Below are 12,312 nucleotides of genomic sequence, written 5' to 3' on the forward strand. Positions count from 1 at the left end.
TTTACACGTTAGTCAAGCAAAACAAAAGGGGATACAGCGTTACACCCCCAACTTGTAGCACAAAATCCCAAGATCAGCGTAACTTGTATCGACCAAGTGAGTTTGAGGTTGGTTTTTGAGAGAGTGTGTGAGGTTGGTTTTGAGAGTAACTATAGGAGCCCCTCTGAGAATGATGATGAGTGGAGTAAGCTAAAGCGGTAGCTCGAAGTATGACCCTGACTCTGTAGAACGGGGTTGAGGATTGAACTGCACATGGTCAGGAGGAGGTTATAGCGGGCTACAGTGTCTGATGGCACTCCTTGAGAAAGATGTATTGGATCGTTATGTTCATAATCCCAGGATAGTTGAGAGATAGCGTTAAGATTGAGATAGCTGCTATGATTCTATAAATTGTTGTGAAGTTCATCCTAAACAGATCAAAAGGAAGCGATCTTGCGAAAGTATCAGGAATTGAAAGGTACCTTACATAACTCCGTACATTGAGATCAAGATTCAAGATTTCTCGCGGTTCGAAAATAGCTCTTACGATGAAACCTCCCACGTACCACTGATTCTAACGAATCCAGGGCACCCTATTACGCCAATTAAAGCCGTTTGGATTTTCTAACGAACTCCAGTCACTTAATTACTCGGAAATACCCGCGAAACGGCATCAGTATAGGTGAAATCAGCAAAATAAGATGTCTGAGATTCGTTAGAATAATGAAAACATGAAATAACCCCATATAAGACGTGCCAGGTTCGTTAGATTCTACACACTCTGAAGGACACAAGCTTGAGCACAATAACATCAGCTACAGTAATAACAACATTTACTAGAACCAGAACACCAACTACAAAAACTAGAACTAGGAACAACAACAACAACCAGCACTACCTATACTTCTACTAGAACTATTACTACAACTTCTACTTCTATTTCTATTTCTATTTCTACTACAACTACCACTACCACCATTAGAACTACTACTACTTCTACTTCTTCGTTCTTTTTCTGTTCTCTTCTTCACTGTACACACCACACACTCTAATAAAAAAAAACAACGACGCCCTCTCCCCGACTTACATTGGGAAAAAGTGCGCCGCTGATAAAAAGTATATTTTTATGTTATCTACTACATAGGGCTGTCGCATGTCTGCTCAACACTACTTTAGGACAGTAGCCTTCATAACTTTATTACTTGTTTAGATCCTTAATTCCAGATTTACTAAACCGTTCATTTTTCACCTTGTCCGCGTAACTATAGTCAGACATTGCACCTTTGAACAACAACCTTCGTTGCAACCAAGTTACGAACCGTGCCCTCCAGCTGTAGCAAACCCACTCCGTTCAAGAATGCGAGTGCTCTCCTCGTTTAACCCGCGCAGGTGCACGGTTTTGCCAAGCTTCGCGTATTTGAACTTCACTTTGCCGATAGCCACAACCGCAGTGTTATCCCAGATATGTGACCCTCCGAAATCAATCGTGATCTCCTTCGGATCGGCCTCTGCATCGAACTCATCCACGAATCGGGACGAAGAACCAAAGAAGAATGGTCCGTGAACCCGATAAACTTTCTGCCCTTGCTCTTGGCTCGCCTGTACACGAATCTTGGTCTGTTTCCAGCCAAAATGCAGCACACTGAACACAACGCCGACCATAACCCCGATCGACAGATCGTGGGTATAGACCACAATTGCCACCGTCACGATCATGACAAAGGCTTCCGCGCGCGGCACGCGAGTTATATTTTTGATAGAACTCCAGTCGAATGTCCCGATACACACCATAAACATCACACCGACGAGTGCCCCCATCGGTACCTGTTTCACCACACCGCTAAACAGCAGCAACAGGATCGCGAGAAACGCACCCGCAGTAAACGTAGATAATCTTCCACGTCCGCCAGACTTCACATTAATGACCGACTGCCCAATCATCGCACAGCCACCCATGCCGCCAAACAAACCGTTCACAAAATTTGCAATACCCTGACCACGCACTTCACGGTTCTTGCTGCTCTTGGTCTCGGTCATCTCATCCACGATGGTTGCGGTCAGCAGGGATTCCAGCAAACCAACCAGTGCCATGGTGAATGAATAAGGCAGCAGAATCATCAGCGTGTCCCAAGTCCACGCAATATTTGGCAAGTGGAACATCGGCAGAGTGCTCGTTATATTCCCCATGTTTCCTACCGTTCTTACGTCCAGATGGAACACCACGGTAATAATCGTCATCACGATGATCGCAATCAGTGGAGCTGGAACGCCTTTGAAAAACCGTGGCAAAATATAAACGATCGCCAGCGTGCCCGCTACCATCGCATACATAATCCAGTTCGCTCCCGTGAAGTGGGTTAACTGCGCCATAAAGATGAGTATAGCCAGTGCGTTAACGAATCCGGTCAGTACCGAATGAGGCACAAACGTAATAAACCGTCCAACCTTAAATATGCCCAGTAGAAACTGGATAATGCCCGTCAAAATCGTCGCCGCAAAAAGATATTCCACGCCATAATCCTTGACGAGTCCAACCATCAGTACCGCCATGGCACCGGTTGCCGCCGAGATCATGCCTGGTCTTCCACCAGCAATCGAGATCACAATCGCAATCGTAATCGAAGCGTATAATCCGACCATCGGATCAACACCCGCAATGATGGAGAACGCAATGGCTTCCGGAATTAACGCCAGCGCTACCGTAATGCCTGCCAGCACGTCTCCGCGAATGTTGCCAAACCATTGTTGTTTTAAAGTATTCATATGTTCTTGCCGTTCCTCCTACGTGTATTCCTTATAATGGACAATCCCGCTGAACAGTAACGGAAGCCGTTCACACTAACCATCTACCCAGGACAGCACAAAACAACGGATTCCTCTCCGCGTCATTCACCTATGCTCATCCCTGAGTTGCATCATTATTTACCATCCATATTGCTTTGAAGGGTTAATATGCACTCATGTCTTTTCCGTTCCAGTGTGTACCGCTGGTGTTCCATTACTGCCTCAGTTGTCTTACTCGTGCGACATCAGGAGCTGATCCTGATGCCAATAGGTTTTCCCCTCTCAGAAAAACCGGGTCCGTTAATGTACTGACCTATTATTATAGTCACAGGACCGGATATGTACTAATACAGTTAAGGCGAAAAAACAGAACCTTTTCTTCTATTATCTTAATCTTTCTATAATTTACTCACCAATTCTCTATTCACAAAAAAATAACCCGCAAAGATCCTTTGGAGAAAGTCTCTTTACGGGTATTCTTGTGATGTAATGCTGTTGCTAGAACCTTCCCGATTTGAATATCGAATAGAGCAGGAAAGCCACCATCAGAATCGCCACCAGGAAACCAATCTCAATGACCGGAATATCCCACAGCATCGTGGACTGATGACTGATCGACGAACCGATAATCAGGCCCACCATAATGATACAAAAGGCAAGTAACACAATACTGAAAGACAGCCGATTACTAATCTGGTCCATTCTGCGCATGAGTGCATCCAGTTCAGGGACACTAATCTCCAGTCTCAGCTTGCCTTTGCTAATAATGGATGATAATTGCCTTAACTGCCCTGGCAGACCAATGACACTCTCGGCCATATCGGCCGCACTGCGGAACAACCGATTCTTGATTCTTCCGGCACTAAAACGTTCCTTGATCAGCTTCCGCCCAAAAGGCTCGGCCATATCTACAATGCTCAGGGAAGGATCGAGATGTTCAATTACACCTTCCATTGTAAGCAACGACTTACCGAGCAGCAGAATATCGGCAGGCATGACAACCCGGTGCCTCTGGGCTACGCCGAATAAATCATTCAATGCCTGACCCACACTAATCTTGGAAAAGGGAATATCGTAATATTTGGTACGTAACTTGTCCAAATCCACATGAAGACCACGCAGGTCCATGTCATCTGGCATCATGCCGAGCTTCTCAATCGCCCGGATCATACTGTCTGTATCTTTGCGCATTAATCCAATAATAAGCGAAGCGAGCTGTTGTTTCATCTCATCACTCAGACTGCCCACCATACCGAAGTCTATAAAAGCAAGACGTCCATCCTTTAATACCATCAGATTGCCCGGATGTGGGTCAGCGTGAAAGAATCCCTGAATAAAGATCTGATTTAATAATGAATCCACCAGCCGCTCGGCAATGTTATTCAGATCATGACCGCGTCTGACCAGTTCTTCACGATCATTGAGCTTGATACCTTCGATATACTCCATAGTGAGCACACGGGACGAAGTCTGATCCCAGTAAATTGCCGGGATTTTGACCTTGTTGTCCTGTTGGTACTGCTGTGCAATCTTTTCCGTATTGCGGCCTTCGACTGTATAATCCAGCTCGGCCATCAACGCCTGAGCGTATTCTTCGACCATTTGCGGAATCTGATATTGCTTCACCCAGTCCCAGCGCTTCTCGGCCATGGCTGTCAGCTCACGCAAGATATCCAGGTCACGCTGCACAATACGCGATATGCCCGGCCGCTGAATCTTGATGGCTACCGATTCACCGCTTTGAAGTTTGCCCAGATGCACCTGTCCAATGCTGGCCGCAGCTACAGGGGTATCCTCGAACCGGGAAAAGATCTCCTCCAGCGGTGTATCCAATTCCTGTTCCAAAATACCCCGTGCCGTCTCGGAAGAGAACGGCGGGACCTGATCCTGCAACTTCACCAGCTCACGAATGACAGACTCAGGCAACAGATCTGCCCTTGTGCTTGCGAGTTGCCCCAGCTTGACGAAAGCTGGCCCCAGCTCCTGCAGCACAAGCCTGATGCGTTCACTCAGCGTTTTGGTGGTGTGTGCTTCACGCGACATCCACCGTCTGGGCAGAGCCAGCAGCTGGAACAAGCCCAGCTCCTCGACCATATAACCGAAGCCATGACGCACTAGCGCCATGGCAATTTCACGGTATCTGCCGACATGTTTGATTCGCACTGCCATCTACTCGATCTCGTTTCCTTTGAGAGGAGGAGGAACTTCAAGTGGAGCTGGGGATTCATCAGGATGAAGCTGTGGTGAGTGGCCCAGTTCGGCAAGTTTTTTCTCCAGAACGGCAACGCGCTGTTCCAGACTGGTTACATCACTTTCGGATGCCACACCAGCTTCCTGAAGCACACGCTTGACCTGTTCTTGAATCACTCTCTTGAACTGGCCTTGTTCTTCATCGCCCCGTTCCAGCAGACGTTCAACCAAAGCTTTGGATTCACCGGGCGCAAGTTCCCCGCGCTTGACCAAATCATCCACGGTTTTCTCAATTTTTTCTTTGCTTACGACAGTAAGACCAAGCCCTAACGAGATCGCCTTTTTGAACAAATCGCTCATTTTTGTCATCCTCCTCTTCGTTGATCTCTATATTATACCCCTTATACTCTGCATGCAAAAATGTCAGTCCGATCAGACGTAACGCGCAGCCCATTTGCCTGCTTGCAGAAGTAACTTCCGGTACGTTTCGTGTGCAAAAGACGGCACATGGTGACCCGGCATCAGATAAACAATACGCCCAACACCATATCGATGAGCCCAAACCGCAGGCTTTGGTCCATCTTCGGATTGATATTCTAGCAATATCTTCGTTTCGGCAAAAGAACCAAATTCGAACTGATACGGCTCTTCTTCCATTGTGAAATTCGAAATGCCCTCCGTCACGGGATGGCTTTCCGCCGTTACAGTGAATTCAAGCGGTGCATACGCCGGATGATGCAGGAACTTGGCACCGATCATCTGTTTGAGCTCATAACGATTTTGGAGCGAAATGCCGTTATGTATAATGACCAGTCCACCCCCATTACTTACATAGGACAACAAACCTGCTGTCTGCTGTGGAGAGACTTTCCCCTTCCAATCGTCCATGTATGAGATACATACATCAAACCCGGTTATATTTTCTTGCAGCAGCATATTCCGATTCTCACTGCACTGCACAGTCATAGTATCATGAAAAATTCGGCTAATCTCCGCATCCACCCCCTGAAGCGGGTGCCAATCCGGATGTGTATAATCGCCAAGTAGTAATGCTTTTTTACGATGATCCATTCAATTAATCTCCTTTCTTGTTCACCTCACTGTATAAAACCAACTACCAGGGGAGCTTCTCTCCCTTGTAGTCCACATATGCGGGCTGATCTCCTTTAAACTGTTCATGGCGGTCGATAAGTACTGCGATATGCTGTGCAGATTGCTCGGGCGTGAGATCCGCAGCAACATCCAATTCGCCCCTCATATAACTCTGTACCCAACCGGGATGCACAAGCATCACTTGTCCGCCTTCATCCTTCAGACCATTGTGCACAAGACGGGCCTGCATGTTCAAAGCAGCTTTGGACATACAATAGGCATACCACCCATCCCGACTGCATTGCTCTATACTTCCAGCCTCGGAAGAGATATCAACAATCAGCTTGACCTGTCCTTGAAGAAGGAGGGGTAACAGGGAATGAGTCACACGCAGTGTACCTAAGGTGTTCACATTAAATACTTCAGCCATCTCCGCCATATTCAACGGCCCGCGGATATGATCCGTAATACTTCCTAGTATAGCCGCATTATTGATCAGCATATCCAAATGATTCGTATCCAGCTTCAATGTCTCCGTGAACAGAGCTACCGACAGGTCGTCCGCGATATCCAGTTCGATGGCGCGCAGATGGTCAGGATATCCTTCTGCAAGCATACGAATTCCCTCGGAATCTTCCACGTCCAGACCGGCCGCATACACGAGATACCCTCTCTTCAGCATCTGTGCCGTCAAAGCCAATCCCAATCCCCGGGCAGCTCCCGTTACACATACGGTTCTCATCATGATGTCCCTCCCTCGCATAATGATTCTGTCTTTTATTCATTCCACATATTCATCTGAAAACCTTTAATTCAGAATAGGATCGCCAACTTCACGACCAAAGACTCAGGAGGTAAAAGCGAGATTAGAGCCATTTTGCTTATTGAATTCAGCTATCTATTTGAGCTATAAATAGCTGCTATTATCTCTGCATATCTCGCTCCTGCCGATAGGCTAAACAATGCTCCACCCATCTTCGAGCGGCTGCCGGGTAAGAGCCCAGATGAACGTGCGTATACCCCGCCACGATGTTGCCTGCGGCATATCCCTCTTGCTTCAAGCCACACATCCCCTTGGTCTCATACGCATAAGGAATCGTTTCTTCATCACGATAGGTCATTGTCGAATAATGAAATTCATGACCCCGAAGTACTTCACCCTTTTTCATCAAAAAGGAATCCCGAACGCTACTTGCTTCACGGTAGCCAAGCGCAGCGCGCTTCTTCTGCATCTGCACCTGTGCGGGGATAATGCCCGCCATGTCGAAAGTAACTCCCTCTCGGTCGGTCAACGTTTCTCCAAGCACCATGTAACCACCACACTCGGCAAATAAAGGCATGTTGGATTGTACTGCCTGTCGAAGTCCTTCCAAGAACCCTTGGTTACCGGCAATCTCTGCTGCAAATTCCTCTGGAAACCCGCCGCCCAAATAGACGCTATCCACATCCGTTGGAATACCTTCGCCAGCAAGAGGACTGAAGTATTGTAATCGGGCCCCGGCTGCTTCGAGCAATTCCAGATTATCGGGATAATAGAAATTAAATGCGGCATCGCGCGCAACGGCAATGACAGGCTGTACCGCATATGATACATGTCGATTATTAACGTGGATCACTGAATCGAATTGTGAATCGTAATTGGAGCCTGATTCAGCATTAGCCGAATCCGTGTGGGCAGTCGTGGCAGGACTCACTTCTTCTGCATTTAACGGCGGGGCGCTTGCCGCCAGTCCCAGCAGAAGATCCAGATCAGTGCCTTCCATCAGCACATCGGCAGCCCGCTGAAATAATGGCTCCAGTTCACCGCGCTCAATGGCAGGCACCAGCCCCAGATGTCTCTCCGGGATGGACATGTCTTCGTCCCGCTTCAGCCAGCCAACCACAGGAATGCCGCACATCTGCTCAATGGCTTTTTGCACAATGGTATAATGACCCGCACTTCCACACCGGTTGACGATCACTCCGGCAATATTTAATTCAGGCTCCAGCTGTTGAAAACCCAAGACAATCGCGGCCGCACTGCGAGCCATGCTGCGTACGTCCACAACCAGAATCACAGGGGTCTGCGTGACCAGAGCAATCTCTGCAGTTGAGCCTGTATTGCTGAGAGGATCTTTGCCATCGTAGAGGCCCATTACGCCTTCAATAATGGAAATATCATGTCCCGCCGATGCCTTCTCGAACGTATCTCTCACATACTCAGGCGATGTCATCCATGCATCCAGATTACGTGACGGTCTCCCCGTGACGGCGGTATGGTATGTCGGATCAATATAGTCCGGGCCGCATTTGAACCCCTGTACACTCAAGCCACGCTGAGCGAGTGCCCTCATTAGCCCCAAGGTTACTGTCGTTTTCCCTGCACCACTTCCGGTGCCTGCAATGATCAGTCGGGGTCTGGCATTACGATCTGCAATGGTCATCGTCATTTCCACCTTTTCTTCGATATAACAAAAGCCTCTGATCGAAGCACTATCAAGGATGTACATTCGTGTTTTAGTTGTAACGTATAAATTCTATAATCTAAACAAAACCGCATCATATAGCGATGCGGTTAAGATTAATGCACACTTTTTATTCATGAAGCGACGCCAAAAGCTTTTTGTCGAACTGATCTAAAAGCAGGCCACTAATCTCTAATCTTGGCCGCACGCCCTGCTGCAAAGTAACGCCCAAGCTCAACGATGAGTGCTCCCATCTTCTCTTCCTCCGGAATGACCAGTGCCTCAATGCCTTCTTCACGCATAGAGTTTGCTGTAACTTTACCTACAGACGCAGGAATTACACCTTGTCTGAAGGCTGCAAGCAACGGCTCAAGCTTGTCCTGGGAAGCCGCATATTGCGTCAGAAATCTAACCTGCGGTCCACTTGTGAACGCAACAGCATCTACCTCGAAATTTAGAATTTCATTCAATAACTGTTCCAGTTCTGCCTCTTCTGGCGGTACATGGCGGTAAGGAAGCACTTGTCTGACGATGGCACCTTGTTCTTCCAACCATGCAACGAGTTTGGGAGCTGTCTCCCCATGAAGCTGCAACATAACCTTTTTCCCTGCGAGATCATGTGGGGTGAATTCTCGGATGAGCCCGTCCGTGCTACCGTCATCATCTCGTACCAGCGGTGTTAGCTTGCGCTTTTTGAGCGCATTCACCGTCTTGTATCCCCTTGCCGCAATTGAGGATTCTGATAATACATCCAACAATTGGCCTGCCACTTCCATATCCTCAGCCATTTCAAACAATGCATCCAATCCCATACCCGTCGTTAATACCGCCCATTCTGGCGGGTCTGAGATCCAGGATACCAGCCCATCCCTGATACTCCGATCATCCAGGAATACGGTCCCCTGTGCCGGTCGCACAAGCGGGATTCCACCCATTTTTTCAACCAGTATGGACATTTCTTTCGATTTTCGTGGTCCTGTCAATGCTACACGCACACCTGCCAAATGTTGAGCCATTCATGTTCCCCCCGTTAGTTCAGCCGAATGTTCATCAGTCTGACTACAGTATACAGGGTACTTCTGTGGAGGGAAACTGTACTTTCCCTCTTTTTGCCCGTTCATCTATAAGGATTTTTGATGGGATGTATCAGGAAGGCTGGAGTTCTCCACCGTGAGAATCCTGCCTTCTTTTCTCTCCGTTCTTCTCCGAATCAGAGGATTCTTGTCCCTGCTCATGCTTCTCTTTCTTTGATTGGTCTCCCGATCTCTGTTGGGTAGATTCTTTTTTATCCTTTTTGCGAGGACGAAGGAACAGAAACAGCACGAGAGGGAACAGTACTTCAAAAACAATGGCGATCCATGTCCATTCCCGAGTAAAGCGATTGAGCTGAATGGCATTTCGGAAGAACCAGAATGCACAGACAAATCCGACGAGGGCAATCGGGCCTGTCAATACCTTTCCCGATACGTTCGGAATCATTCGCTTCAATCCCCAGCAGACAAAGTACAGGTCAAAAGCAATCTTCGTGATCATCGTAGGCAAAGTCGCTGCTGCCAGTGCCAAGTCAAATCGGTCCAGAAAGTCACTAATTTGCAGCTGTCTTGCAAGCTCGTAGGAAGGGTATACCAGTCTTGAAGCAATCGGAACGCCAATAGAAGTGATGGTTTCCACAACAATCAGCATCATGAGCAGTGCCGAGAGGATAATTCCCCCCAGGGCAGACTTAAAACGAAAATCACTACCCTTGATTACAAAGGGCAATGCAATCATCTCGCCATAAAATGAAAATATGTACCAACTCCCTTTACCTACGCCTGCAACATCGACATGAAAATACGGCATCAGGTTGTCCATGTCGACTTGTTGAATGAGCATGAAAGGTACAATTACCGAGTTCAACAGGAACAAAGTGACGTACAATTCCGTCATTCCAATCAAGGAGCCCAGTCCGCCCCGAACGATAAAAACGCCCATAATCATCAGTGACATTACAATGATAGAGATCGGTGTTGTCTCCAGCAATGTGATACTGATATAGTCACCTGTTAACCGAATATCTCTTGCAAACACAAAGAAAAAAAACATAATGTACAGAAACGCCATTAATCTTCCCAGTAAGGGGAATCTTCCGATGAGCGACTCGAACAGATCCTTCTCAGGAAATCGCCGCTGAACCCGGCTCAACATCCACATGGATGCAAGCATCACTACGACTACAGGTATATACGAGAGATAAGCATGTTGTTCCGCATAGTAGATAGCTTGCGCGTGTGGCTGAATTAACGTACCTGAAACACTGAGCAGCAGCACGAGCAGGATCATCTGACGGTGTGTCACTCTCTGATTCATGATATACCTCCTTTCCCTCTCGTGATCCCGCAAACTTAATGCGTCCTGTCCATAAACCTAGGGCAGTGGCAGTAAACGCTGGATAACGTGGCTTATCCATACCGACACAAATAAGGTTTTGCTTAGATTAGTGACATAGAACCAAATGCCTGTACCTACTGCTATCAAACTATAGGATAGCCAGCGATTAATGGCAGCTGCCTGTTTCAAATGTCTGAAATCCATCAAGATGACCACGATTGCCATGGCCAGGTAGGTAAATAAGAGTGGTTTAATCATGTACAACTTCCTCCTCTACAACGCCGATTGGTTTATTACTCACCCCAACGTTTTCAATAAGGACATGGGGGGTAACCGTCACCTCAACTTCAGGGTATATGTCATCCCAACGATCCTTCATCGTGTCCCACTTGGCCGGCAGATGTTGATGAATGGATCGACCAATTCCAAGGATGTCCGCATGGTATTTTCCCTGAACCAATCGGACACCTTCCTCGATATCCAATTTTATTTTCTCGTGAATGGCTTCATGTAACTTCAGAATCTCATTCTCACGCCGGTCACCATAATTGGATTCGTTATCTACGAGAACTCCCTTGGCATATAATTCAATATTCACGGTGACCTTGTCAGCCTTGATACTGGGATGTAGTGAAGCGTTGTTCTCGTTCAACTTGATGAACATATTTCCATCTCCGCCAGGAGCTTTAACCATAATCTCCGGCGCATTGGCCTCGCCCATAGCAAGAATGAGCGCATCGGCTGGAGCTTTGTCGATCATGCCAACCAGCTTATCTTTCTTGAAAATGGCCAACCCATCCAGCTTGATGTTTGTTTTGGCGTCCTTCCACCCTTTTGGAACATTGCTCACTTTCGAAGCGACCGGCAGGAATGGATCGACACCTTCACTCAGAATGGCATCTATAAACGTTTTAAGTGAACGTGGATTCCGCATATTGAGGAAGCACAGTTCCCGCACCATCTCGGATGGAAACTTCTCTATAGGTGCATCCGTATCCATGACCTCATATGCTGCACCTTTTGTGACCACTGGCAATGCAGAGAATCGGTTCAGCGGATACCGCGTAAACAGATCAAGCATGGAGGCCACGCCATCCCGGGCAAGCTCCTCACCAATAAGCATCGTACGGCGATGCGCATAATAGATTGTTCGTGAGAGTTCCTTTTGACCTTCAATAGACGTACCATGCAATGATTTGGCTGTATTGGATAACATGAACCAGGATTTATCCCCACTCGTGCCGCCTCCGCCTCCCTCACTACCGGAAGAACCGGATTGTCCCGGCAGAGCAATCTGAAGACTGGATCTGTAATTGTCCCCCTCCTTATCAACAGCAATACCAATCACAAAGGCAACATCATTAATCTCCTTACGATCCCAGCAACCTGAAATAAAAGTGGTACATAACAACAGTGCTATCACTGCCCGGTACTTATATATGAACTGCATGGG

10 protein-coding genes are annotated in these 12,312 nt (G+C 47.5%); all 10 read right to left on the reverse strand.

The window, feature by feature from the left end; genetic code table 11:
• Window positions 1-1,290: 1,290 nt before the first annotated feature.
• On the reverse strand, window positions 1,291-2,742 hold the full coding sequence (locus MHH25_RS28510; RefSeq protein ID WP_076328710.1) for a SulP family inorganic anion transporter: 1,452 nt from the start codon (window positions 2,740-2,742) through the stop codon (window positions 1,291-1,293).
• A 519-nt stretch (window positions 2,743-3,261) separates the two neighbouring features.
• Entirely contained in the window at window positions 3,262-4,932 is a 1,671-nt protein-coding gene (locus MHH25_RS28515; protein ID WP_036667829.1) for an AarF/UbiB family protein, read from the reverse strand.
• Entirely contained in the window at window positions 4,933-5,313 is a 381-nt protein-coding gene (locus MHH25_RS28520) for a phasin family protein (protein ID WP_076328709.1), read from the reverse strand. It abuts the gene before it with no gap.
• A gap of 72 nt (window positions 5,314-5,385) precedes the next feature.
• Entirely contained in the window at window positions 5,386-6,024 is a 639-nt protein-coding gene (locus MHH25_RS28525; protein ID WP_074092596.1) for a ThuA domain-containing protein, read from the reverse strand.
• Window positions 6,025-6,067: 43 nt separating this feature from the next.
• Entirely contained in the window at window positions 6,068-6,790 is a 723-nt protein-coding gene (locus MHH25_RS28530) for an SDR family oxidoreductase (RefSeq protein ID WP_235193706.1), read from the reverse strand.
• A gap of 178 nt (window positions 6,791-6,968) precedes the next feature.
• Window positions 6,969-8,468 carry a cobyrinate a,c-diamide synthase gene (locus MHH25_RS28535; RefSeq protein ID WP_340018666.1) on the reverse strand — a complete coding sequence of 500 codons (1,500 nt, stop codon included), beginning with the start codon at window positions 8,466-8,468 and terminating at the stop codon, window positions 6,969-6,971.
• A gap of 206 nt (window positions 8,469-8,674) precedes the next feature.
• Complete coding sequence (locus MHH25_RS28540) at window positions 8,675-9,505, reverse strand: uroporphyrinogen-III synthase (RefSeq protein WP_340018667.1); 831 nt, start codon at window positions 9,503-9,505, stop codon at window positions 8,675-8,677.
• Between the two features lie 130 nt (window positions 9,506-9,635).
• Window positions 9,636-10,838: an endospore germination permease gene (locus tag MHH25_RS28545; RefSeq protein WP_338707224.1), complete on the reverse strand. Its 1,203-nt coding sequence runs from the start codon at window positions 10,836-10,838 to the stop codon at window positions 9,636-9,638.
• Window positions 10,839-10,895: 57 nt separating this feature from the next.
• The gene (locus tag MHH25_RS28550) at window positions 10,896-11,117 is read right to left on the reverse strand and encodes a hypothetical protein (RefSeq protein ID WP_100528318.1); all 222 of its coding nucleotides are present in this window, start codon (window positions 11,115-11,117) and stop codon (window positions 10,896-10,898) included.
• Window positions 11,110-12,309 carry a Ger(x)C family spore germination protein gene (locus tag MHH25_RS28555; protein ID WP_100528317.1) on the reverse strand — a complete coding sequence of 400 codons (1,200 nt, stop codon included), beginning with the start codon at window positions 12,307-12,309 and terminating at the stop codon, window positions 11,110-11,112. Before MHH25_RS28555 ends, MHH25_RS28550 begins: the two co-directional genes overlap by 8 nt.
• Window positions 12,310-12,312 lie beyond the last annotated feature (3 nt).

It is taken from the genome of Paenibacillus sp. FSL H3-0457, assembly GCF_037981725.1.
In the GTDB taxonomy this organism is placed as follows: Bacteria; Bacillota; Bacilli; order Paenibacillales; family Paenibacillaceae; genus Paenibacillus; species Paenibacillus amylolyticus.

Coding starts and splice junctions, on each gene's coding strand:
- MHH25_RS28540 (WP_340018667.1), bottom strand. CDS start 9,505: ATGGCTCAACATTTGGCAGGTGTGCGTGTAGCATTGACAGGACCACGA.
- MHH25_RS28520 (WP_076328709.1), bottom strand. CDS start 5,313: ATGAGCGATTTGTTCAAAAAGGCGATCTCGTTAGGGCTTGGTCTTACT.
- MHH25_RS28515 (WP_036667829.1), bottom strand. CDS start 4,932: ATGGCAGTGCGAATCAAACATGTCGGCAGATACCGTGAAATTGCCATG.
- MHH25_RS28545 (WP_338707224.1), bottom strand. CDS start 10,838: ATGAATCAGAGAGTGACACACCGTCAGATGATCCTGCTCGTGCTGCTG.
- MHH25_RS28510 (WP_076328710.1), bottom strand. CDS start 2,742: ATGAATACTTTAAAACAACAATGGTTTGGCAACATTCGCGGAGACGTG.
- MHH25_RS28550 (WP_100528318.1), bottom strand. CDS start 11,117: ATGATTAAACCACTCTTATTTACCTACCTGGCCATGGCAATCGTGGTC.
- MHH25_RS28555 (WP_100528317.1), bottom strand. CDS start 12,309: ATGCAGTTCATATATAAGTACCGGGCAGTGATAGCACTGTTGTTATGT.
- MHH25_RS28530 (WP_235193706.1), bottom strand. CDS start 6,790: ATGATGAGAACCGTATGTGTAACGGGAGCTGCCCGGGGATTGGGATTG.
- MHH25_RS28535 (WP_340018666.1), bottom strand. CDS start 8,468: ATGACCATTGCAGATCGTAATGCCAGACCCCGACTGATCATTGCAGGC.
- MHH25_RS28525 (WP_074092596.1), bottom strand. CDS start 6,024: ATGGATCATCGTAAAAAAGCATTACTACTTGGCGATTATACACATCCG.